Consider the following 22645-nt stretch of genomic DNA (forward strand, 5'->3'; position numbering starts at 1 on the left):
GGGAGCGGCAGCTCCCCGCCGCGCGGGGGAGGGGACTGATCCGCCGAGCGAGCGGAGGGACTTCGGGCAGCGGACGACCGCAATCCCGGCAACCGTCCTCCCTTCCCCGAACCTCCTCCCACGGCATCCGCTCCCCGCACAAGGGGCACCCCCGAAAGTCCCTCGCGCCGCCCCGCGCCGTAGATTCGACCCATCCGCAATCGCGGGTCGCGACGCGAGTCATCGGGGGTAGGGCCAGACCATGGCGAAGAAGAAGGCCGACACACCCGACCTCGACGACAAGGCGTTCATCGAGGCGAGCTCCGCGGCCAAGTCGCGGTACGGGCGGTTCAACCTCGCGATCGTCGGAGCGTCGGGCGTGGGCAAGTCGTCGCTGGTCAACGCCGTGTTCGGGCGCGACTGGGCGAAGGTCGGGCGCGGCCTGCCGGTCACCCGCGGCGTGCACTTCTACAGCGACGACTCGCTCGGCATCTGGGACGTCGAGGGGTTCGAGATCGGCTCGCCGGTCCCGCCCGACCAGCAGCTGCGCAATCACCTCGACGCCATCGCCGCTCACCCCGGCGACCACCAGATCTCGGTCGTCTGGTACTGCGTGCGGGCCGCCGACGACAGGCTGACCCCGGCCGACATCGCGATGATCCGCGAGCTCGATGCGCGGGGCCTTCCGGTCATTCTGGTGCTGACGAAGGTCGACTGGATCAAGAACCCGATCACCGGTCATCAGGGCGTCGCGAAGGACCTCGAGGCGTTCGTCGACTGGCTCAACGACCCGGTCGATCCGAACACCGGCGAGCGGCTGCGCATCCCCTACCGGCAGGTCATCCTCACCTCCACCCGCGACAAGAACGGGAAGGGAAAGGGGCACGGCCTCGGTGACCTTGTCGCGGAGACGCTCGAACTCGCGCCCGAACGCGACAAGGACGCCTTTCGCATCGCACAGCGCCTCAACCTCCCGTGGAAGAGGGAGATGGCGCGGCCGATCATCGCCGCGGCGTCCGCAGCGGCCGCGGGAGCGGCGACGGTTCCGCTTCCCGTCTCTGATGCGATCACTCTGGCGCCGATTCAGCTCACGATGATGGGCCGCATCGCCGCGATCTACGACCTCGAGATCAAGACGATGCTGTCGGCCGGAGCGCTCGCGCAGTTCGGCGTGCAGGTGGCGGGCCGTGCGCTGGCGACGAGCTTCCTCAAGCTCATCCCCGGCGCGGGAATCGTCGTGAACGCCGCGGTCGCCGGTGCCCTGACGGCGGCGACGGGCGAGAGCTGGCTCAAGATCTGCGAACTGCTGCACACCGGCAAGATCGACGTGCGCAAGCTTGACCAGGAGTGGGCCAAGTACGCCCCCAACTTCATGGACGTCGCCAAGAAGCTGCTCGAGCGGCGCGTCACGAAGCGCTGAGCCACACCCGCTGCGGCGTCCAGTCGGCGGTCCACGCGACGAGGTCGGCGCGCATGCCGGGCTCGAGAAGTCCGCGGGTCACCTCGCCCAACGCCGCGGCCGGAACCGCCGTCGCCGCGCCCACGGCATCCGAGGCGCTGAGTCCCAGGTCGACGATGGCCGTGCGGACCGCGCGATCGAGGGTGAGGGTGGAGCCGGCGATCGTGACGCCGTCGTCGAGCAGCGCGCGGCCCTCGGCCACCCGGACGTCGAGGTCTCCCAGGCGGTAGTCGCCGTCGACGTGGGCGGCGGCGGCCATGGCATCCGTGATCAACGCCACCCGCTGCGGCGCCGCGGTCAGCAGCATGCGGGCGACGGCGGGATGCACGTGCACCCCGTCGAGGATCAGCTCGAGCGTGACGCGCTCGTCGGCAAGCGCCGCGGGCACGGGCCCGGGCAGGCGGTGTCCGATCGCGGGCATGGCGTTGAGGGCGTGCGTGAGCAGGGTCGCCCCGCGGGCGATCGCGTCGCGCGTGAGGGCGTAGTCGGCCTCGGTGTGCCCGAGGGCGACGCGGATGCCGCGCTCCGCGAAGAGCGGGATCGCGTCGAGCGCCCCGGGCAGTTCGGGTGCGAGCGTGACCTGGCGGATCAGGCCGGGCTCGGCGGAGAGCACGAGGTCGACGAAGCGCTCGCCGGGCAGCGCGAGGGCCGCGGGATCGTGCGCTCCGCGCCGCGCGGGCGAGAGGCAGGGGCCCTCGAGGTGGGCGCCGAGGATACCGGGATCGGACCGGCGCGCGACCTCGACCCCGTCGAGCTGACGGCGCAGGACGTCGAGGGGGGAGGACACGAGGCTCACGAGCGTGGCCGTGGTGCCGTGGCCACGGTGAGCGGCGACGCCGGCCGCGATGGCATCCGCCCCGTCGTCGAAGGCGTGCCCGCCGCCGCCGTGCACGTGCAGGTCGATCAGGCCGGGGGTGAGCGTCGTCCCGTCGAGGTCGATGTGTTCGTCGGCGTGCGGGGCCGGCCCCGAGCCCACCGCGGCGATCAGCCCGTCGCGCACCTGCACCCACGCACCCGGCAGGTCGCGCCGGGCGTCGACCACCCGGGCACCGGTGAGCAGCAGGTCGGCGGTCATGCCGTCGCGATCTCGCGGTGATCCCAGGCGAAGCGGTAGTAGTCGCGGTGTTCGAGCCGGGCGGCTGCGGCCTCGTCGACGATGACCACGGCCCGGCGGTGCAGCTGGATGGCGGATGCCGGGCACGACGAGGTCAGCGGACCCTCGACCGCCGCGGCGACGGCGGGGGCCTTCGTCTCGCCGAAGGCGAGCAGCACGAGCACCCGCGCGTCGAGGATCGTGCCGATCCCCTGCGTGAGGCAGTGCGTGGGAACGTCGCCGATGCCCGGGAAGAACCGCGCGTTGTCGGCCCGGGTCGCGGGTGTGAGCGCCTTGAGACGCGTGCGCGAGGCGAGCGAGGAGCCCGGCTCGTTGAAGCCGATGTGCCCGGTGCGGCCGATGCCGAGGATCTGCAGGTCGATCCCGCCGGCGTCGGCGATCGCGGCCTCGTAGCGCTCGCCGGCTTCGGCCAGCGGACCTTCGTCATCGCCGGGCACGCGCACGCGCTGAGGGTCGAGGCCGAGGGGCGCGACGATGTCGCGATCGACCACGGCGCGATAGATCTCGGGGTGTCCGGCGGGCAGGCCCACGTACTCGTCGAGGGCGAAGCCGCGCACCGCCGACAGATCGAGCGAGCGCTCGGCCAGCGCCGACCAGACCGGCAGCGGGGTCGAGCCGGTCGCGAGGCCCAGCGTCGGCTCGTCGCGCTTCGCCAGCGCGGCGACGATGAGGTCGGCGGCGATTCGGCCGGCCTCGGCTTGCGTCTTCACGATCGCGATCTCGGTCACGCGCGTGCCTCCTCTGCGGTCGGGGCGGTTCCGGATGCCGCGGGCTCAGCCAGGATGACAGGCGCGACCCACGAACGGGTGACCTCGGCGCGCTGCGCGGCATCGAACGCGAGCATGGCGGCCCCGATGCGACCGGCGTGGGTGCCGAGGGCGGCGGTCTCGAGACGCGGGACCGGACGCCACACGAGGGCGGCCGCGAGGCGCTCGCGCAGGGGCTCGACGAACGCGGCCCCGGCCTGCGCGACGCCCCCACCGAGCACGATCACCTCGGGATCGACGAGCAGCGTGAGGGTCGCCAAGCCCGTCGCGAGGGCGTCCAGGCCCTCGGCCCACACGCGCGCGGCGATCGGGTCGGTGTCGATGCGGGCGATGATGGCCGCGGCATCCGGAGTCTCGACGAGCATCTCGTCGCCGACCTCGGCGCTCGCCGCGGCGTAGCGCCGGGCGAGGCCGGCTCCCGAGAAGTAGACCTCGAGGCATCCGCGCTGGCCGCACGTGCAGAGCTCGCCGCCGGGGACGACCGGGATGTGGCCCAGTTCGCCCGCCCCCGCGATGGCTCCCTCGAGGGCGCGGCCGTCGGAGGTGATCGCGGTAGCGACCCCCGTGCCGATCGCGGCGAACACGACGTCGCGCGAGCCGGCGGCGGCGCCGAACGCCGACTCGGCCGCTCCCGCCGCGCGCACGTCGTGGTCGACGGCGACGGGGATGCCGACCGCGTCGGACAGGATCTGCGCGAGGGGAACGTCTTTCCAGCCGAGGCTCGAGGCGTAGTGCACCGTGCCGGTGGCGCTGTCGATCAGGCCGGGGCTCACGACGCCCGCCCCCACGACCGCGCGGCCCTCGGCCGAAGCAGCGGCGACGAGATCGCGCAGCAGGTCGGCGATGCGCGAGACGGTCTCGGCGCCCGAGCCGGTCGCGACGGACGAGCTGTGCAGCACCCGCCCGTCGGCGTCGACCAGCGCGCCCTTGGCCGAGGTGCCGCCGATGTCGACGGCGATCGCGGCGGGGAGCGTCGCGCGCGAGCGGTCGGCCACGGCGCGGACGGTGTCGCGGATCAGCGACTCGTCGGTCTCGAGGAATCCGCGGTCGGTCGCGACCTGCGCGCGCAGGTGCACCTCGCGGGCGCCCGTGCTGTCGAGCAGCGCCGCGACGTTGTGGGCCCGGACCGAGCCGCCGGCGAGCACCGTCGGCATCCGCGACCCCTCCGACCGGGCGCGCAGGGCCGTCAGCACGTCGGCGCCCTCGCGCGCGGTCGCCGCCCCACCCGAGGTCAGCACGCGCACGACGCCGTGGTGGGCGAGCGTCTCGTACGCCTCGAACAGGTCGGCGGTGTCGTCGAAGGCCTTGTGGAAGGTGATCGGCACGTCGCCGGCGGCCGCGCGGATCGCATCGAGCGCCTGCTCGTCGATGCGACGGTCGGCGGTGAGGGCGCCGAACACGATGCCCACCGGCACGCTGCTCTCGCGGGCGAGAGCCGCGATGGCGGCGGCATCGGCAGCCATCACGCGCAGCTCGTCGGCCGAGTAGACGAAGTCGCCGCCGCGCGAGCGCACCATGATCTGCACGCCCACGCGCTGCACCGAGGCGAGCACCGCCTGGATCATTCCCAGGCTGGGCGTCGTTCCGCCCTCGAGCAGATCGGCGCAGAGTTCGACGCGATCGGCCCCCGCCCGCTCGGCGGCGAGGACTCCGGCGAGGTCGTCGACGCAGATCTCGACGAGGGCGCGGGCCCCGGCCGGGGTGTTCTCGATGACGGATGCCGACTCGGCGGCCATGATCACGGTGCGGCGCTCGCGGCGGGGGCGTCGAGCCACGCGCGCACGTCGCCGCCCACCTGGATCGAGCCGACCGGGACACCGCCGCCGAGGATCGGCAGGTCGACCAGGTCGCCCGCGTTCGAGATGTCGGCGCCGAGCGCCTCGAGCACCGTGAGGGCGACGAGGGTGGTGGCACGCGGGTTTCCGTCGAGGATCTTCATCGACACGGCCGCCCCGTCGGCGGTCGCCATGCCGATGACGCCCTCGGCGCCGCCCTTCGACAGCAGACCCGGAACCCGCAGCATCGCGTCGGTGTTGGCGTGATGATCGCCACCGACGAAGCGGGGGTGGGCGCGCATGGCATCCGCCACCTTCCGCTCCGGCGTGCCGGGCTCGGCCGTGACCAGGGCGCGGAAGATGCGGGCGATCCCGAGCGGCGAGACGCTGAACAGGGGAGCGCCGCAGCCGTCGACCGCGTCGTGCGCGACCGGCTCGCCCGACAGGCGCTCGAGCGTCGCGCGCACCAGCTGCTGCAGGGGGTGGGCGGGGTCGAGGTAGGTCGCGGTGTCCCACCCGTTGACCGCGCAGGCCAGCAGCATCGCGGCGTGCTTGCCCGAGCAGTTCATGCGCACGCGGGAGCGCTGCTCGCCGTCGCGGATCAGACGCTCGCGCGTCGGCTCGTCTTCGGGCCAGTCGACCGGGCAGCCGAGCGCTGCGTCGTCGAGACCCGCGCGCGTGAGCATCTCGCGCACCACCTCGACGTGCACGTCTTCGCCGGTGTGGCTGCCCGCGGCGATCGCGAGCTCGGCGCCGTCGATGTCGGCCCCGGCGATCAGGCACGCGAGCGCCTGAACCGGCTTGACCGTGGAGCGGGGCAGGATCTGCTCGCCGCTGCCGGTCTGCCAGGCGACGGAGCCGTCGGCGGCCAGGGCCGCGATCGAGCCGAGGTGACGGCTCTCGACGACACCCGAGCGGATGACGACGGCCAGGTCGGCCAACGGAGCGGGAACGGGGGGAAGGGAAGTCACGGGGAGTTCTTTCGGTGCCGGGGTGGAAACGGGCGGATCAGCGGTCGACGGGAGCGTTCGGCGTGGTGAGCCCCGCGGGGGCGACCTTGGCGGGAGCCGCGAGACTGCGGCGACCGGGGCGCTTCTGCAGGCGGGCCGCGAGACCCGACAGGCTGCCGTTGAGGGCCAGGAAGATCGCGGTGACGACCACGAACGTCTGGATGAGCAGGCCGTTGAAGGTCGACAGCACCTGGCCGCGGTAGAGCAGCTCGGTGAAGGCGACGATGTAGCCGAGCGAAGTGTCCTTCAACAGGCTCACCAGCTGCACGACCAGCGAGGGGGCGACGAAACGCAGCGCCTGCGGCAGCACGACCTTGCGGTCGACCTGCCAGCGGGTCATGCCGAGGCTGAGACCGGCCTCGGCCTGGCCGCGGGGGAGGGCGAGCACCCCGGCGCGGATGATCTCGGCGAACGCGGCCGAGTTGGCCAGGGTCAGCGGGATGACGAGCTTCCACAGCACCGGGAAGTTGAGCCCGAGCTGAGGCAGGCCGAAGAGCATGAGGTAGATCAGCAGCAGCACGGGGACCGTGCGGGCGATCTCGATATAGGCGGTGCAGAACCAGCTGACCCAGCCGACGCGACTGAGGCGGCCGAGCGCGAGCAGCAGACCCAGCACGAAGCCGAGCACCGCCGTCAGGGCCGCGGCCTGCAGCGTGCCGAGCAGGCCGACGCCGAGGTACTCCCAGATCGCGATGTCGAGGAAGGGCGCCCAGCGGTCGCCGTCGAGCTGGCCCTTCGAGGCGAACTGCATCAGCGCGAGCACGATCAGGCCCACGATGACGACGGCGCTGACGATCGACCAGAGCAGGATGCGGCGCCGGGCGCGGGGCCCGGGCTCGTCGTAGAGCGAGAGGGTGGCGGTCATCGGCGGATCCTCAACTTCTTCTCGAGACGGCCGGCGGAGAGCCCGATCGCGAGGGCGAGCACCATGTAGATCAGACCCGCCGCGGTGAAGATCAGGATGGGTTGGGCCTGCACGAGATTGAGCTTGTTCGCGGCGCTCGTCAGCTCGACCACGCCGACGGCCGCGGCGAGGGCGGTGTTCATGGTGAGGGCGATCATGACGTTGCCGATCGGCTGGATCGCCGCGCGGAGCGACTGGGGGATCACCAGCACGCGCAGGGTCTGACCGAGCGAGAAGCCCAGCGCCCGGCTGGCCTCGATCTCGCCCCGGCTCACGGTGTTCACGCCGCTGCGCACGGCCTCGGCGACGTACGCCGCTTCGTACAGCGTGAGCACGATGATCGCCGTCGGCGTCAGGGGCAGCAAGAACCCGGCATCCGGCAACGCGAACACGGCGAGCACGAGCAGCACCAGCAGCGGGACGTTGACGAAGAACTGCACGTAGGCGAACGCCGCCCAGCGCAGCACCGGCACGGGGCTGATGCGCGCCGCGGTGACGAGCGTGCCGAGCACGATCGACCCGACACCCGCCGACACGGCGAGCAGGATCGTCGTTCCGAGCGCTTGCGCGATCGGCCCGGCGCTGGAGGCGAAGAAGTCCATGGGGTCCTCGGGTCAGCGGATGAACGAGAAGGAGACCGGCGCCCGCCATGTGCGGGACGAGCGCCGGTCGGTCAACGGCTCAGGAGCCGGGGACGCTGCCGATCGCGGGGGGAGTCGGAGCGTTCGACTCGACGGCCTCGCCGAGCGTGGCCTCCCAGATCTTGGCCCACGAGCCGTCGTCCTGGATCTTGGTCAGCCAGTCGTTGATGAACGACTTGAACTGCGCGTCGTCCTTCTTCAGGCCGATGCCGTAGGCCTCGGTGGTGAAGGGCTGGCCGACGACCTTGATGCTCTTGTCGTCGATCGCGTGGCTGGCCAGCAGCGTGAAGTCCTGCACGTACGCGTCGCCGCGGCCCTGGGTGAGGGCCTGCAGGGCCTGCGGGTCGGTGGCGAAGCTCACGATGTTCGCGGTCGGCTGCTTCTCGGGCACGGCCGTGACCGCGGGGGTGTTCGCGCCGACGATGACGGTCTTGCCGCCGAGGTCGTCGATGCCGTTGATGTCGGTGTTGTCGCTGCGCACGGCGACGGCCAGACCCGACTCGAGGTAGGGGCCGGCGAAGTCGACCTGCTCGGCGCGCTGCTCGGTGATCGTGTAGGTGTTGAACACGACGTCGACGGTGCCGTTGGCGAGGAGGGCCTCGCGGGTCTCGGAGGCCGGCGGCACGATCTCGACGCTGGGCTTTCCGAGGATGTAGATCGCGAGCATCTTGGCCAGGTCGGCGTCGAAGCCCTCGACGTCGTCGGGGTTGGTCGGGTCCTGCTGCGAGAGCAGCGGAGCGTCGAGAGCCTCGGCGACGATGAGCTTTCCGCGCTCCTTGATCTTCGCCATGGTCGAGTCGGGGATGAGGGCGGCGGCGTCGGCGACGGGCGCGTTGGCGTAGACCTCGTCGAGGCTGCTGGCGTTGGCCGAGGCGCTCGGGTCGGAACCGGGGACGGCTGCGGTGCCGGACGAGCACGCGGCAAGGGATGCGACCGTGGCCGCGGACGCCAAGAGGACGAGGCCTCGGCGAAGGATCGAGCGAGAGGAGATCACGGGTACTGCCTTTCGTTTGCTGGTGCGTGCGGAACGAGCCGCGTCGGGGGTGGGGAGGATGTCAGTGGGCGAGGATCTTCGACAGGAACGCCCGAGCGCGATCGCTCTCGGCGTGGGTGAAGAAGCGCTCGGGGGTGGTGTCTTCGACGATGCGGCCCTCGTCCATGAAGATGACGCGGTCGGCGGCGCGGCGGGCGAAGCCCATCTCGTGCGTGACGACGACCATCGTCATGCCCTCTTCGGCGAGCGAGGTGATCACGTCGAGCACCTCGCTGACCATCTCGGGGTCGAGGGCCGAGGTCGGCTCATCGAACAGCATGAGCTTGGGCTTCATCGCCAGCGCGCGGGCGATCGCGGCGCGCTGCTGCTGACCGCCGCTGAGCTCGCCGGGGAACCGGTCGGCCTTGTCGGCGATGCCGACGCGCTCGAGCAGGGCGAGACCCTCGTCGCGGGCCTTCTTCTGCGACACCTTCGACACGATGCGCGGGGCGAGTGCGACGTTGTCGAGCACGGTGCGGTGCGCGAAGAGGTTGAACGACTGGAACACCATTCCCACCTCGGCGCGGAGGTTCGCGAGGGCCCGACCCTCGCTCGGCAGCGGGACGCCGTCGATGGTGATGGTGCCCGAGGTGATGGTCTCGAGGCGGTTGAGGCAGCGGCACAGCGTGGACTTGCCCGAGCCCGAGGGGCCGACGATGACGACGACCTCGCCGCGGGCGATGTCGAGGTCGATGTCTTTGAGCACGTGGTGGTCGCCGAAGTGCTTCTGCACCTCGCGGACCGCGACGAGGGGTGCGGAGACGGGGGCTGCGGGGGACGCGGGCGTCGACACGGGCGTGGATCCTTCCCGCGGACTCGCCGCGATGTCGGTACAGCCGACGCGGGGAGGTGATTTCCGCGTCGTTGGTGAAATCAAACTAACGAGGCCATGTTACAGAGATAATTCGACACAGATACTCCAACTTTGGACTAAGGTGGGGGTGTGCAGCCTCATCCCGTCGCCCTGCCGTCGTTCAGCCCGCAGACCCTCGCGGTGCTGACCCCCCTGCGCACGGGAGCGGCCCGCTCGCGCGCCGAGCTCGCCGCGCACACCGGCCTCTCGCCCTCGACCGTGACCGCGCGCATCGACCCGCTCATCGCCGCGGGCGTCGTCGTCGAAGACGGCTCCGACGACTCGAGGGGCGGCCGTCGCCCCCGCCGCCTGGCCGTTCGCGGCGGACTCGGCACGGTCGGCAGCATCGACCTCGGCGTCGAGCGCAGCACGATCGGCCTCGTCGACTACGCCGGCACCGCCCTCGCGCACCGCCACCTCGTCCTGGATCTGGCGGAGGGTCCGGATGCCGTGCTCCGCCGCGTCGCCGACGAACTCGCCGCGCTGGTGCAGGCGAAGGGCACGCCCCCGCTGACGGGCGCCGCGATCGCCCTGCCCGGCCCGGTGTCGGCCGAGACCGGCCGACTCGTCGCCCCCTCGCGCATGCCCGGGTGGCACGACGCCGACGTCGCGGCGCTTCTCGCCGCCACCCTCGGTGTTCCCGCGATCGCCGGCAACGACGCCAACTGCATGGCCGTCGGCGAGCTCGTCGGGGGAGACCCCGACGCCCGCAACCAGGTCTTCATCAAGGCGGGCACGGGCATCGGTTCGGGCGTGATCGCCGACGGACAGCTCTACACCGGCCGCAGCGGCGCCGCCGGCGACATCAGCCACGTCACCGTGCCGGGGGCCGCCCCCGTGCCGTGCTCGTGCGGTCGCGTCGGCTGCCTCGACGCCGTCGCCAGCGGCTCGGCCCTCACCCGCGCCGCGCAGGACGCGGGGCGCGACGTGTCGGACGTCGAGACCGTGATCGACCTCGCCCGCACCGGCGACGCGCTCGCCACGGGCCTGCTGCGCGAGGCCGGGAGCATGACCGGCGGCGTGCTCGCCACGATCGTCAACTTCTTCACCCCCGACCGGCTCGTGGTCGGCGGCTCGCTCAGTGCGTCCGACGTGTTCATCGCCGCGATCAAGTCGAAGCTGTGGGCCGACTGCCTGCCGATGGCCACCGAGAACCTCGAGGTCGCCGTTCCACGCCACCCGCGGGTCGGCGGCATCCTCGGCGCCTCGCGCCTGTTTCTCGACGCCGCGTTCGGCGCGGAGTCGGCGCGTACGGCGCTGCGGCTCGCGTCGCACTGACCGACGGGGCCGTTCCCCGGTCCCTGAGCCTGCCCCAGGTCCCTGAGCCTGCCCCCGGTCCCTGAGCCTGCTCCAGGTCCCTGAGCCTGCTCCAGGTCCCTGAGCCTGCCCCAGGTCCCTGAGCCTGCCCCAGGTCCCTGAGCCTGCCCCAGGTCCCTGAGCCTGTCGAAGGGACCGGGACCCTCGCAGGGTCCGGTGGCTTCGACGAGCTCAGCCGCCCCCGCACGCGCGCGATCGCCGCGCCGGCGGCATCCGCCCCCTCAGCCTCGACGGGTTGCCGCGGCCTGACCGATCAAGAACACCGCAAGGGCGGCAGCGGCGATCGAGAAGGCGAGAGCCGCCGCGCTCATCAGCTCGGTGTCACCGGTCGCCGACGTGGTCGACGCCCCCACGATCAGCGTGACCACGATTCCGACGGCCGCGACGACGAGGGCCCCGAGCCGCCCCGCTCGCGCGCCCCGGGCCGCGATGAGCCCCAGGATCGCGAGGACGACGAGCGTCGCGCCCGCGACGAGGAACACCGCCGTCGAGGCCCCGAGCACCAGGAAACCGATACCCAGGAGCGCCACGATTGGCATGACGATGTACGCGAACACGCGCGCCCGGCCGGAGCGGTCGACGGGCGCGGCCCCGGCTGCCGACACGCTCAGCCCGTGACGATCTCGGGCCACGTCTGCACTCCCGAGAACGACTTCTGCATGGTGTCGCGCGCGCTCGCCGTCTGGGCGTACAGGTTCACGGTGGCCGCCCCGATGGCGACGAGTCCCGTCACGATCGCACCGATCGCGGTGGGGGGAACGGCCGGCAGACCCAGGATCGAGATGGCCTCGCCGGTGGCGAGAGCGACACCGGCGATGGCGGCGATGATCGCGAAGCCCACGGCTCCCCAGAAGATCGCGATGGCGTTGCGCATCGTCACCAACGCCGCGGCGATGTTGCTCGCGTAGTCGGTGTCGATCGACTTCATGGCGTCGCGCTGCGACGGCATCGACTGTCGATACTGGTCGGCACCCGAGCCCGCCCAGGTGTCGTCGACCCGCAGGTCGCTGTCGTCGATCTCGCGCGTCTGGTTCATCATCACGCCGCCCACTTCGCGCCAGCCACCCGCGGCCCCGTCGAGCATGAACGGGTTGCCGACGTACGAGAGCTTGTCGGTGAACCAGTTCCAGAACTCCTGCATCTTCTCCAGGAATTGGTTCCACAGCGTCTGCACGCGGTCCACCACCCACGAGAACACCTCGGGTACGTGCGAGAGCACGCGGTTCACCGCGTCGGTGAGGCGCTGCACTCCGTCTTCCATGCGACGGAGCAGGTCGTTGATCTGCTGGCTGATGTCGGCAGCGGCATCCATCGTTCTCCCCTTACTTCTCTTCCCAGATGCCCGCGAGATCGCTCTGGGTCTGGGTCTCGTTCGTCTCGAAGTCGTTCTTGATGGCGCGCAGCGCGTTCGCCGTACCGGTGGCCTGCGTCTCGGCATCCGCCAGCAGCGTCAGCACCTTCGCGTGCGCTTCGAGGTACACGTCACCCGCGTCGAGGCCCGCGAACGAGAACGCGCCGCGGTAGATGTCGATGCCGGCCACCTTGGTGTGAGCGCCGTTGATGCTCGTGGCGATGGAGTCCCACCGGGTCGCATCCGACCCGAGCGCCTCGTAGGCGACGTTGATCTGGTCATTCAAGACGGTCACGCTCCTCGCGGATCGGTGATGAAGGGGTCGTCGTGGCCCGCCAGGTAACGGCCGAGCGCCGACGGGTCGTCGAGCATGCGTCCGATGCCCGCCAGCGGCGTGCCCTGGAAGGGGTTGGTCGGCAGCAGTGAGGTGGCCTGCGCGGAGGCGGCGGAGATGGCCTCGTTGACCTCGCGCGAGATCTCGCTCGGCCCGGCGTACTCGAGCCACCGCTCGTCGAGCGTGAGGTCCACCAGCGTGCGCCCGCGCATGGTCGCGCGCACGTGCTCGGGGACGCTGGTGCCGGAGTGCGGGGCCGAGCTGCGCGCGGCGATGGTCTGCACGGTCTCGTCGATTCCGCCGACCATCGTGTCGAGCATCGCCGTCAAGCGGTTGAGCATCGCTGTGCCGTCGAGGTCGTCGCCCGCGCGCTCGAGCTCGATCTGCGCCTGGCCGACCGGGGTGTCCCCCAGCGGCGGGGTGGGGCGGTTGCGCGGAGTGGCCTGCTCGGCGGCGTCGGCGAACTGCTCGAGCCGGCGGGTCGCGAGAGTGGTCAGCACCTGCATGATCGCGGGGCCGAGCGCGTTCGGCTCGTAGGAGCGTCGCCAGCCGTCGGTCACGGTGATCGTCGGCGTGTCGGCGACGACCTCGACCTCGATGCTCCCCGAATCATCGCCGGCCGACTGCGCGGTCGCCGCGGCGGCTCCGGCTTCGAAGCGTTGGGCGTCGGCGTCGATGCCGTCGCGGAGTTCGTACAGGCGTTCCGTGTCGTCCGTCATTGCGCTTCTTCCGGGGGAAAAGAGTGGGGCGAGTACCGCGCCCCCGACCTTAAAGGCCCGACCGGAGGCGGATCAACCCCTGGCAGGCGGCCCCGATCGTCCCCGCTCGTGAAACGCTGGATGCGAAGGGGGCCCACAATGACCGACTCCACGCCTGCCGACCGCCTGCGCGCCGCCCTCGCACTGTCCGACCCGTCGGCCCGGCTGCAGACCGCGCTCGCCGCCGGCACCCGGCCCGACGACAGCTACATCGCCGTGCTCGTCGCCCGCTGCGCCGTGGAGTCGGACTTCTTCGTGCGCGACATGCTCACGTGGGCGCTCACCCGCCATGACCCTGCGCGGGTCGTGGAGGCTCTGCTCCCCGAGGTGACCTCCGAGACCCCGCAGGCGCGGAGCCAGTCGCTGCATACGCTGTCGAAGATCGGCGACCCCGCGGCCTATGCGGCCATCACCCCCGCCGTGCTGCGCGATCGGCACCCCGAGGTGGCGCGGGCGGCCTGGCGCACGGCATCCGGACTCGTTCCCGACGACGCGCACGAGGCCCTCGCCGACGAGCTCTCGACCCAGTTCGGCCGCGGCGACCACGACACCCAGCGCAGCCTGAGCCGCGCGTTCGCGGCGATCGGTTTCCGGGCCGAGCCGGTCGTCGAGCGCGCCGCGGCGTCGCCGTACGACGTGGTCAGTGCACACGCCCGGGCGACCAAGATCGTGATGGATGATCCGGATGCCGACTTCGCCGAGGCTGCCGTCGAGGCCCGGCGTCTCGTGGCGCAGCGCGCGCTGCCGGTCGCGGAGTAGGCGCCAGGCGGGACGCCAGCCGGCCCCGGTCAACGCCCCCACCAGCGGCATCGGTGCCCCGTCGACGAATTGTTGCCGCGGCCAACTTACCTCTTGCGCTCTCGACGCGCCGTGGCTTACCGTGATCGTCGAAGCGCTTCCCGGATGCGCTTCGACAACGACGAAGGAGTCGCCATGGCCAAGATCGATGAGGTCGCCCGCGTCGCGGGCGTATCGATCAGCACCGTCTCGTACGCCCTGAGCGGCAAGCGTCCGGTGTCGGCGGCGACGCGTCAGCGCATCGAGCTCGCGGTGCGCGAACTGGGCTACAGCCCCAACGCCGGCGCCCGCATGCTCGCGGGCAGCCAGACGAACATCTTCGCCCTGTCGGAGCCGCTGCGCGCCGACAGCCACGCGCCCAGCCACATGGCGTTCATGCACGCGATGACCGTGGCCGCGCGCCGCCGCGAGTACGACATGCTGCTGCTCACCGACGAAGACGCCTCGGCCGGCATGAAGCGCGTCGCCGCGAGCGGCCTGGTCGACGCGGTGCTGGTGCTCGACGTGGCCCCCGACGACCCGCGTGTGGCCATCGCCCGCGCGAGCGCGACGCCGACGGTGTTCGTCGGCATCCCCGACGACCACGGCGACCTCGTGTGCGTCGACCTCGACTTCGAGAGCGCGGCGACCCAGGCGGTCGACCGTCTGGTCGACGCCGGCCACGAGCGCATCGGCCTGATCGGCGGCTCGCGGCGGGCGTACGAGAAGTCGAACTTCCCGCCCCGCGTGCGCGATACCGTCGTGACACGGGCGGCCGAGCGGGGAGCGACGGCCACCGCCGTGGCATCCGGCGAGATCGTGACGGACCGCGCCCTCGTCCGGCAGGCGGTGCGCCGGTTCGTCGACGACGGGGTCACCGGCATCGTGCTGCACGCCCCCGAAGAGGTGGCGCAGGTCGTGCTCGTCGAGCTCGAGGCCCTCGGCCGGCGCATGCCCGACGACGTCTCGATCGTGTCGGTCGGCAGCAGCTTCGACACCGACTCCCTTCCCACGCCCATCGACTCGATCCCGCTCGTGCCGCAGAGCTCGTGCGAGCGCGCCGTCGACCTGGCGATCGAGCTGGTCGCCGGTCGCCCCGTGGCATCCGGCCTGCACCTCATCTCTCCGACCTATCTGGACCGCGGCTCCGTGGCCGTTCGTCCGCTTCCGTAACCCACACCCACAACCGCATATCGCTCTTTCGCCGCCCATAATCGAAGCGCTTCGACCCTGTTTCGACCGCGCTCCGACCCGGGCGCGACACCGCCACCGCTAGCGGACACCGATGACCCAGCGGACACAGTGAAAGGAGTGCCGACGATGGCACGCACCCCCTCCCGCCGACGCGCGACCCGAGCCCTCGCGGCCGTCGGCTCGATCGCCGTCGCCGCCCTCACCCTCGCCGCGTGCAGCGGCGGCGGAGGAGGCGACGCCGGCTCCACCGACGGAGAAGGCAAGACCCTCACCCTCTGGCACTACGAGGGAGACGACAGCGCCATGGCGAAGGCCTGGAACGCCGCCGTGCCGATCTTCGAAGAGAAGACCGGGGCGACGGTGAAGATCGAGGAGAAGTCCTTCGAGCAGATCCAGAAGACCGCCAGCCAGGTGCTCGACACCGACGCCGCCCCCGACCTCATGGAGTTCAACAAGGGCAACGCGACGGCCGGCTTCCTCGCCAGCACCGGCCTGATCGCCGACATCAGCGACGCCGTCACGCAGTACGGGTGGGACGCGAAGCTCGCCCCCTCGCTCCAGACCACGGCGAAGTACTCCTCCGACGGCGTCATGGGCGGCGACACCTGGTACGGCGTGCCGAACTACGGCGAGTTCGTCGGCGTCTACTACAACCTCGACGCCTTCAAGGCCGCGGGCTTGGAGGTGCCGACCACCTACGACGAGTTCGTGAAGGTGCTCGACGCGTTCGTCGCGAAGGGCGTCACCCCGCTCGCCGAGGCCGGCGCCGAGTACCCGCTCGGCCAGCTCTGGTACCAGCTCGCGCTGAGCAAGGCCGACCGCTCGTGGGTCGACGACTACCAGCTGTACAAGAACCCCGTCGACTGGAACGGCTCCGAGGTCGACTACGCCTCGAAGACGCTCTCCGACTACGTGTCCAAGGGCTACATCGCCAAGGACGTCTCGTCGGTCAAGGCCGAAGACGCGGGTGTGTCATTCATCAACGGCACCTCGCCCATCTTCGTTTCGGGCTCGTGGTGGTACGGCCGCTTCGCCGAGGAAGCCGGTTTCGACTGGTCGCTCGCGGCGTTCCCCGGATCGAAGCTGTCGCCCGGCTCGTCGGGCAACCTGTGGGTCGTGCCCGAGCGCTCGAAGAACAAAGACCTCGCGTACGAGTTCATCGACGTCACGATGAGCCCCGAGATCCAGGCCATCATCGGCAACTCCGGCGGAGTGCCGGTCGCGGCCGACACCGCCGACATCACGGATGCCAAGAGCAAGCAGCTCATCGACACCTTCAACGGCGTGCTCGCCGACGACGGGCTGTCGTTCTACCCCGACTGGCCCGCGCCCGGCTTCTACGACGTGCTCGTGCAGGAGCTGCAGGGACTCGTGACCGGCAGCCAGGATGCCGCGACCACCGACGCCAACCTCGGCAAGAAGTACGACGAGGGCACGGCGGACTTCCGCTGACCCCGCGACGGGGCGGCCCCGGGGCCGCCCCGTCCATCCGATCTGGAGATCGCACATGGCTCTTCTGACCCGTCCGGAGCGGGTGGCCCTTCCACCTGACCAGCCGGCCATCCCGCAGCGCCGCGGGGGCACCGGCGGCTACTGGCTCTACCTGCTGCCCGGCTTCGTGCTGCTGCTGGTCATCGTGATCGTGCCGCTGGTGTGGAACGTGCTGCTCACCTTCACCAAGTGGCGCGGTGTCGGCGCCCCCGAGTTCATCGGCCTCGACAACTGGACCAAGCTGCTCGCCGACGAGGACTTCTGGACCTCGTTCGTCAACTCGGTGTGGATGGTCGTGGCCATGGTGGTCGTGCCCACCGTGGTCGGCCTGGCCGTGGCCGCCCTGCTGTTCGACGTCGTCGGCCGCAAGTTCGGCGGCAAGGTCGGCAGCTTCCTGCGCGCCACCTACTACCTGCCGCAGATCCTGCCGATCGCGGTGGCCGGCATCGTGATCGGCTGGATCGTCCGCCCGGGAGAGACGGGGGCGCTCAACCAGATCCTCGCCGGTCTCGGACTGCCCTCGTACGACTGGCTCGGCCAGATGCCCTCGGCGCTCATCGTGCTGATGGTCGTGCTGGTGTGGGTGCAGATCGGCTACCCGGTCGTGGTGTTCATGGCCGCCCTGCAGCGCGTCGACCCCGAGCTGTACGAGGCCGCCGAGCTCGACGGCGCCAACTGGTTCCAGCGCTTCACCGCGATCACGGTCAGCATCATCCGCCCCGAGATCTTCGTGGTCACCCTCACGTGCACGATCGCCGCCCTGAAGGTCTTCGGCCCGGTCTACGTCATCACGCAGGGCGGCCCCGCCGGTTCCACGATCGTGCCGGCCTATTACGCCTATCTGGAGTTCTTCACCAAGCGCAACGTCGGCTACGGCGCGACCATCGCGACGGTGCTGACGATCCTCGTCGTCATCGTCTCGATCGTCTTCGTGCGCGTGCAGAACTCGCTCGAACGCAAGGAAAGGGCCGGACTGTGACCGCGGCATCCACCCTCACCACCACCGCCGTCATCACCACCGGCGGTCGCCCGCCCCGCCGGCGCGGAGCCCGCGGGGGCATGACCCGTCGTCGCGGCGTCGACTGGCTGCTGCTCGCGCTCGTCGTGGTCGGCGCGCTGCTCGTGCTCGCGCCGTTCTACCTCGTGCTCGTCAACTCGTTCAAGTCGCCGGTCGACTACGCCACCTCGGGTCCGCTGGCCCTGCCGAGCGCTCTCGACTTCGGCGGCATCGTCGACTTCTGGAACCGCGTCGACTTCCCCCGCAAGGTGCTCAACTCGGTGCTCATCTCGGGCGTCGTGGCGGTGCTGGCCGTGGGCATCTCGATGCTCAACGCCTTCGCGATCGGCATCGGCCGCGTCCGCGGGCGCACGGGCATCGTGCTGCTGTTCCTCATGGCCAACCTGCTGCCGCAGGAGGCCCTGCTGTACCCGCTGTACTACATGTTCAAATCGATCGGCCTCTACGACAACCTGCTGTCGGTGATCATCGTGTTCACGGTGATCCAGGCCGCGTTCGGCACCTACCTGCTGTCGTCGGTGTACGGCACGTTCCCCCGCGAGATCCTCGAGGCCGCGGCGATCGACGGCGCGAGCCGCTGGCAGATCCTGTGGCGCGTGGTCTTCCCAATCAGCCGACCGACCCTGTCGGTGCTGGTGATCTTCTTCTTCATCTGGACGTGGAACGAGTTCCTCATCCCGCTGACCTTCCTCGCCTCGAACGACAACCAGACGGTTCCCGTGGCGATCAGCGTGCTGCAGGGCGACCGGCTCATGGACGTCACCACGATCAGCGCGTCGGCCCTCCTGGGCATCATCCCCACGCTCATCTTCTTCCTCATCTTCCAGCGCACGCTGACACGCGGCATCACGGCAGGAGCAGTCAAGTAATGAAGTTCACCGATGGTTTCTGGCTCATGCGGCCGGGCGTCTCCGTCGACTACGCGGCCGAGGCCTACGACATCGAGCGGACCGACACCCCCGACGGCCCGGGCCTCACCGTGCTCGCGCCGACGCGGGTGATCGCCAAGCGCGGAGACGTGCTCAACCGCGCGGTGCTCACGGTGACGCTGTCGTCTCCGCTCGAGGGGGTCGTGCGGGTGCGCGTCGCCCATCACGACGGAGCCGGCAGCCCCCGCGGATTCGCCCTGCCGGGGGCGGTGGCGGATGCCGGCGTCCTCGCGATCGACGACTCCGGGGCCACGCTCACCACCGGTGGCCTGGTCGCCCGCGTCAGCACCGGAGCACCGTGGGACCTGTCGTTCGAGGTCGACGGCCAGCGCGTCACGGGAAGCGGCATCCGTTCGCTCGGACGCGTGAGCCTCGCCGAGGGAGCCGACGTCGAGACCGGCGTGATCGGCAACGCCGGCGCCGACACGGGCGTGCCCGCGGCCCGTCACTACCTGCACGAGCAGCTCGAACTCGGCGTGGGCGAGACCGTCTACGGCCTGGGCGAGCGCTTCGGTCCGGTGGTGAAGAACGGGCAGACCGTCGACATCTGGAACGCCGACGGCGGTACCTCGAGCGAGCAGGCCTACAAGAGCGTGCCGTTCTACGTCTCATCCGGCGGCTACGGCGTGCTCGTGAACGACCCCGGCCACGTATCGTTCGAGGTCGCATCCGAGAACGTCGAGCGCGTGCAGTTCTCGGTCTCGGGCGAGGTGCTGGAGTACTTCGTCATCGCCGGCCCCACCCCGAAAGACGTCGTCTCGCGTTACACCGCGCTCACCGGCCGCCCGCCGGTGGTGCCCGCGTGGTCGTTCGGCACGTGGCTGACCACCTCGTTCACCACCGACTACGACGAGCAGACCGTCACGTCGTTCATCGAGGGAATGGCCGAGCGCGACCTGCCGCTGTCGGTGTTCCACTTCGACTGCTTCTGGATGCGCGAGTTCACCTGGTGCGACTTCACGTGGGACGAGCGGGTGTTCCCCGATCCGGATGCCATGCTCCAGCGCCTGCACGAGCGCGACCTGCACGTGTCGGTGTGGATCAACCCCTACATCGCCCAGCGCTCGCCGCTGTTCGACGAGGGCGTCGCGGGCGGCTACTTCGTGCGCCGGCCCGACGGGTCGCCGTGGCAGTGGGACCTGTGGGTGCCGGGCATGGCGCTCGTCGACTTCACCAACCCCGAGGCCGTGCGCTGGTACCAGTCGTACCTGCGCCGCCTGATCGCTCAGGGCGTCGACTGCTTCAAGACCGACTTCGGCGAGCGCATCCCCACCAACGTCGTCTGGCACGACGGCACCGACCCCGAGCGCATGCACAACCTCTACGCGCAGCTGTACAACCAGGCCGTGCACGAGGTGCTCGTCGCCGAGCGCGGCGTGGGTGAGGCCGTGCTATTCGCCCGCTCGGCGACCGCGGGCGGGCAGACCATGCCCGTGCACTGGGGCGGTGACAACTCCTCGACCTTCGCGTCGATGGCCGAGACGCTGCGCGGAGGGCTCTCGCTCGCGTGGAGCGGGTTCGCGTTCTGGAGCCACGACATCGGCGGCTTCGAGGGCACGCCCGACGCGGCGGTGTTCAAGCGGTGGATCGCCTACGGCATGCTGTCGTCGCACAGCCGCTTCCACGGCTCCGACTCGTACCGCGTGCCGTGGGCGTTCGACGACGAGGCGGTCGAGGTCACGCGGCAGTTCTCGCGGCTGAAGCTGCGGCTCATGCCGTACCTCTATGCCGCCGCGCGCGAAGCCACGGTCAGCGGGACGCCGCTGATGCGTCCGATGCTGATGGAGTTCCCCGACGATCCCGGCACCGCGCACCTCGACCGCCAGTACATGCTCGGGCCCGACCTACTCGTGGCGCCGGTGTTCTCCGCATCCGGAGACGTCTCGTTCTACCTGCCGGCGGGGGAGTGGACCCACCTGCTGACCGGTGAGCGGGTGGTCGGCGGCGGGTGGCGCACCGAGCGGCACGGATTCGACTCGCTGCCGCTGTACGTGCGGCCCGGAGCGGTGATCCCCTGGGGTGCGCGGGAGGACCGCCCCGACTACGACTACCTCGACGGGCTGACGCTGCGGGTGTTCCCCGGCGGCTCCGGGCAGGCCGAGGTCACGGTGACCGCCCCCGACGGGCGCGCCGAGACGTTCCACGTGGATCGCGCGGAGGTCACCGAGTAGAGCGGATGCGGCGGTGGCGGGGAGCGATCCCCGTCAGCGCCGCTCCGGGGTGGTCGAACGCGTCGTCAGTGCGGGGCGCTGGTCCTGACCGATCCACAGGTACATGACGGCGACGACGGCGAAGATCGGCGCCAGCACGAACGCGAAGACCCGCGCGCGGCGGGCGAGCTTCACGGCCGGAATCGGGGAGGTCGAACGCGTGGCCATGTCCTTTTCCCCCCCGGTGCCGCGCGGATCGGCGCGGAATCGTCAGGCTACCGATGGAGCCCGATCCCCGTCCACGAGAAGGGAAGTCGACGACGTCAAGCCCCGGACCTTTCAGGCATTTCTTGACACTCGACGAGTAACTTCTCCCGGGTCGGCGTGGACTCGTGCGCCCCGCACGGGTCGTCGATCGTCGGCGCGAGAGACGACACGGAGGCGACGACCATCAGCACCATGACGGCTCCCGTGTCGACCGCTCGGGTCGCGGCATCCGCCCCCTTCGCCCACGTGCGGAACCTCCCGTCGCTGACGGGGCTCCGCTGGGCGACGGCGATGCTCATCTTCGGGCACCACCTCATGGCGGTCGAGTACTTCGGCGGACCCGCGGGAACGGTGTGGGCCTTCGTGTTCGAGGCCGGCAAGACCGGGGTGACGCTCTTCTTCATCCTCTCGGGCTTCGTGCTGGCGTGGGGGTTCAAGCCGCAGCAGAGCGCCGGATCGTTCTGGTGGCACCGCTTCGCCCGCATCTACCCCCTGCACGTCGTCGGCGTCGTGCTCGCGCTGATCGCCGCGGCGACCCTCGTGCCCGAGATCCGCACCGACGGCGCCGCCCCGCTCGCGTCCAACCTGCTGCTGGTCAACGGCTGGGTGCCCGACTGGTGGCAGGCCGGCAACCCCGCGAGCTGGTCGCTGGTGTGCGAGGCGTTCTTCTACCTCAGCTTCCCGTTCCTCATCCGCCCCCTCGTGCGCCTGACGAACCGCGCCAAGGCCGTCACGGTCGGCGTGGCCCTCGCGCTCGTCGCCCTGGCGCCGCAGATCGCGGCCCTGTCGCCGGTACCGATGTCGTCGGCATCCACCCCCCTGCTCCGCCTGCCCGAGTTCGTGCTCGGCGTCACCCTCGCGCTGCTCGTGAAGAGCGGGGCCTGGATGCCGCTGCGGCTGCGCTACACCGTGCCGCTGGCCGTCGTCGGCTACGCCCTGTCGGAGGCCCCCGCCGTGCCCGGCACCGACGTTCACCCGGGGCTCGCCGCGACCGTCGGCTTCTACGCCCTGCTGGTCGCCTCGCTCGCCGTCGCGGACGCCCGGGGACGCTCGACCTTCCTCGCCCGCCCGCTGTGGCAGGAGCTCGGCCGCGTGTCGTTCGCCTTCTACCTCGTGCACCTGCTGGTGATCGCGTCGGTGTCGTCGGCGTGGCCCGACGGGCACCCCGAACTGCCCTGGCGCCAGGCCGTGACGCTCGCGCTCGCCGCGTTCGGCATCGCGCTGGGGCTCGCGTTCGCGATGCACAAGTGGGTCGAGATCCCCGCGCAGCGCTGGCTGCTGCGGTACGACCCGGCGCGGCGGGCGAACGCCCCCTCGGTTGGAGCGGCGGAGGCCGTTCGTTAGGCTCGCGGCATGTACGGCGCCCACGCACTCGTCCTTCTGCTCTGGTGGGGCCTCGGCCTCGTCGTGATCGGCGCTGCCCTGTACGTCGTGGTGCGCCTCGCGGTGCTGCACGCGCTGAAGGCGCACACGCGCTGGGTCGAGGGCGGGCAGCGCTGACGCCACGGCGGCGGCGGTCACGAG

Annotated in this window: 23 protein-coding genes; 10 read left to right on the forward strand and 13 right to left on the reverse strand. The window is 71.0% G+C overall.

The features are described 5' to 3' along the window. The first annotated feature begins 241 nt into the window (after nucleotides 1–241). A complete protein-coding gene (locus RWH43_RS06095; protein ID WP_316000952.1) occupies nucleotides 242–1399 on the forward strand; it encodes a GTPase family protein in 1158 nt (385 codons plus the stop codon). Here RWH43_RS06095 and nagA read toward each other — a convergent pair. The 8 genes from nagA to RWH43_RS06135 all read right to left on the reverse strand — a co-directional run bounded on the left by nagA (nucleotide 1386) and on the right by RWH43_RS06135 (nucleotide 9475). Beyond that, nucleotides 1386–2513 (reverse strand): N-acetylglucosamine-6-phosphate deacetylase, encoded by a 1128-nt coding sequence (gene nagA / locus RWH43_RS06100; RefSeq protein ID WP_316000953.1) that lies wholly within the window; start codon nucleotides 2511–2513, stop codon nucleotides 1386–1388. The two genes, RWH43_RS06095 and nagA, sit on opposite strands and share 14 nt — an antisense overlap. Next, nucleotides 2510–3280 (reverse strand): glucosamine-6-phosphate deaminase, encoded by a 771-nt coding sequence (locus RWH43_RS06105; RefSeq protein ID WP_316000954.1) that lies wholly within the window; start codon nucleotides 3278–3280, stop codon nucleotides 2510–2512. Before RWH43_RS06105 ends, nagA begins: the two co-directional genes overlap by 4 nt. After that, a complete protein-coding gene (locus RWH43_RS06110) occupies nucleotides 3277–5094 on the reverse strand; it encodes a copper homeostasis protein CutC (RefSeq protein WP_316000955.1) in 1818 nt (605 codons plus the stop codon). Before RWH43_RS06110 ends, RWH43_RS06105 begins: the two co-directional genes overlap by 4 nt. After that, nucleotides 5058–6065, reverse strand: coding sequence for an asparaginase (locus tag RWH43_RS06115; RefSeq protein WP_316000956.1), 1008 nt, complete (start codon nucleotides 6063–6065; stop codon nucleotides 5058–5060). The genes RWH43_RS06110 and RWH43_RS06115 overlap by 37 nt, the downstream gene beginning before the upstream one ends. 37 nt (nucleotides 6066–6102) lie before the next feature. After that, nucleotides 6103–6969 carry an amino acid ABC transporter permease gene (locus RWH43_RS06120; protein ID WP_144831168.1) on the reverse strand — a complete coding sequence of 289 codons (867 nt, stop codon included), beginning with the start codon at nucleotides 6967–6969 and terminating at the stop codon, nucleotides 6103–6105. Continuing rightward, nucleotides 6966–7610, reverse strand: coding sequence for an amino acid ABC transporter permease (locus tag RWH43_RS06125; RefSeq protein ID WP_144831171.1), 645 nt, complete (start codon nucleotides 7608–7610; stop codon nucleotides 6966–6968). Before RWH43_RS06125 ends, RWH43_RS06120 begins: the two co-directional genes overlap by 4 nt. 79 nt (nucleotides 7611–7689) lie before the next feature. Next, the gene (locus RWH43_RS06130; RefSeq protein ID WP_316000957.1) at nucleotides 7690–8643 is read right to left on the reverse strand and encodes a glutamate ABC transporter substrate-binding protein; all 954 of its coding nucleotides are present in this window, start codon (nucleotides 8641–8643) and stop codon (nucleotides 7690–7692) included. A 61-nt stretch (nucleotides 8644–8704) separates the two neighbouring features. Continuing rightward, on the reverse strand, nucleotides 8705–9475 hold the full coding sequence (locus RWH43_RS06135) for an amino acid ABC transporter ATP-binding protein (protein WP_316000958.1): 771 nt from the start codon (nucleotides 9473–9475) through the stop codon (nucleotides 8705–8707). A gap of 150 nt (nucleotides 9476–9625) precedes the next feature. Between RWH43_RS06135 and RWH43_RS06140 the strand changes: the two genes are divergently transcribed. After that, on the forward strand, nucleotides 9626–10813 hold the full coding sequence (locus RWH43_RS06140; protein WP_154097069.1) for an ROK family transcriptional regulator: 1188 nt from the start codon (nucleotides 9626–9628) through the stop codon (nucleotides 10811–10813). A 260-nt stretch (nucleotides 10814–11073) separates the two neighbouring features. Here RWH43_RS06140 and RWH43_RS06145 read toward each other — a convergent pair whose 3' ends face one another. The 4 genes from RWH43_RS06145 to RWH43_RS06160 are packed head-to-tail and all read right to left on the reverse strand — an operon-like array spanning nucleotide 11074 to nucleotide 13256. Further along, nucleotides 11074–11484 carry a hypothetical protein gene (locus RWH43_RS06145; protein WP_316000959.1) on the reverse strand — a complete coding sequence of 137 codons (411 nt, stop codon included), beginning with the start codon at nucleotides 11482–11484 and terminating at the stop codon, nucleotides 11074–11076. Beyond that, nucleotides 11460–12164 (reverse strand): hypothetical protein, encoded by a 705-nt coding sequence (locus RWH43_RS06150; RefSeq protein WP_144831183.1) that lies wholly within the window; start codon nucleotides 12162–12164, stop codon nucleotides 11460–11462. The genes RWH43_RS06145 and RWH43_RS06150 overlap by 25 nt, the downstream gene beginning before the upstream one ends. A 10-nt stretch (nucleotides 12165–12174) precedes the next feature. Beyond that, nucleotides 12175–12498: a hypothetical protein gene (locus tag RWH43_RS06155; protein ID WP_316000960.1), complete on the reverse strand. Its 324-nt coding sequence runs from the start codon at nucleotides 12496–12498 to the stop codon at nucleotides 12175–12177. Then, on the reverse strand, nucleotides 12495–13256 hold the full coding sequence (locus RWH43_RS06160) for a hypothetical protein (protein ID WP_144831189.1): 762 nt from the start codon (nucleotides 13254–13256) through the stop codon (nucleotides 12495–12497). Before RWH43_RS06160 ends, RWH43_RS06155 begins: the two co-directional genes overlap by 4 nt. A gap of 138 nt (nucleotides 13257–13394) precedes the next feature. On the opposite strand from RWH43_RS06160, the gene RWH43_RS06165 reads away from it, so the two are divergent. The 6 genes from RWH43_RS06165 (at nucleotide 13395) to yicI (ending at nucleotide 20875) form a co-directional block, all read left to right on the forward strand. After that, nucleotides 13395–14054, forward strand: a complete 660-nt coding sequence (locus tag RWH43_RS06165) for a HEAT repeat domain-containing protein (RefSeq protein WP_316000961.1) — start codon at nucleotides 13395–13397, stop codon at nucleotides 14052–14054. Between the two features lie 174 nt (nucleotides 14055–14228). Beyond that, nucleotides 14229–15245, forward strand: a complete 1017-nt coding sequence (locus RWH43_RS06170) for a LacI family DNA-binding transcriptional regulator (RefSeq protein WP_316000962.1) — start codon at nucleotides 14229–14231, stop codon at nucleotides 15243–15245. 147 nt (nucleotides 15246–15392) lie between these two features. After that, complete coding sequence (locus tag RWH43_RS06175) at nucleotides 15393–16718, forward strand: ABC transporter substrate-binding protein (RefSeq protein ID WP_316000963.1); 1326 nt, start codon at nucleotides 15393–15395, stop codon at nucleotides 16716–16718. A gap of 55 nt (nucleotides 16719–16773) precedes the next feature. Further along, the gene (locus RWH43_RS06180) at nucleotides 16774–17736 is read left to right on the forward strand and encodes a carbohydrate ABC transporter permease (RefSeq protein ID WP_230703865.1); all 963 of its coding nucleotides are present in this window, start codon (nucleotides 16774–16776) and stop codon (nucleotides 17734–17736) included. After that, a complete protein-coding gene (locus RWH43_RS06185) occupies nucleotides 17733–18644 on the forward strand; it encodes a carbohydrate ABC transporter permease (RefSeq protein WP_316000964.1) in 912 nt (303 codons plus the stop codon). The genes RWH43_RS06180 and RWH43_RS06185 overlap by 4 nt, the downstream gene beginning before the upstream one ends. After that, nucleotides 18644–20875, forward strand: a complete 2232-nt coding sequence (gene yicI, locus RWH43_RS06190; protein WP_316000965.1) for an alpha-xylosidase — start codon at nucleotides 18644–18646, stop codon at nucleotides 20873–20875. The genes RWH43_RS06185 and yicI overlap by 1 nt, the downstream gene beginning before the upstream one ends. A gap of 33 nt (nucleotides 20876–20908) precedes the next feature. Here the strand turns inward: yicI and RWH43_RS06195 are convergent, their stop codons facing one another. Continuing rightward, on the reverse strand, nucleotides 20909–21082 hold the full coding sequence (locus RWH43_RS06195; protein ID WP_316000966.1) for a hypothetical protein: 174 nt from the start codon (nucleotides 21080–21082) through the stop codon (nucleotides 20909–20911). A gap of 231 nt (nucleotides 21083–21313) precedes the next feature. Between RWH43_RS06195 and RWH43_RS06200 the strand changes: the two genes are divergently transcribed. Together RWH43_RS06200 and RWH43_RS06205 are read left to right on the forward strand one after the other, a co-directional pair. Beyond that, nucleotides 21314–22465 (forward strand): acyltransferase family protein, encoded by a 1152-nt coding sequence (locus RWH43_RS06200; protein ID WP_230703862.1) that lies wholly within the window; start codon nucleotides 21314–21316, stop codon nucleotides 22463–22465. Nucleotides 22466–22474: 9 nt separating this feature from the next. Further along, entirely contained in the window at nucleotides 22475–22621 is a 147-nt protein-coding gene (locus tag RWH43_RS06205) for a hypothetical protein (protein ID WP_187358439.1), read from the forward strand. Nucleotides 22622–22645 lie beyond the last annotated feature (24 nt).

The organism is Microbacterium algihabitans (assembly GCF_032464975.1).
Taxonomy (GTDB): domain Bacteria; phylum Actinomycetota; class Actinomycetes; order Actinomycetales; family Microbacteriaceae; genus Microbacterium; species Microbacterium algihabitans.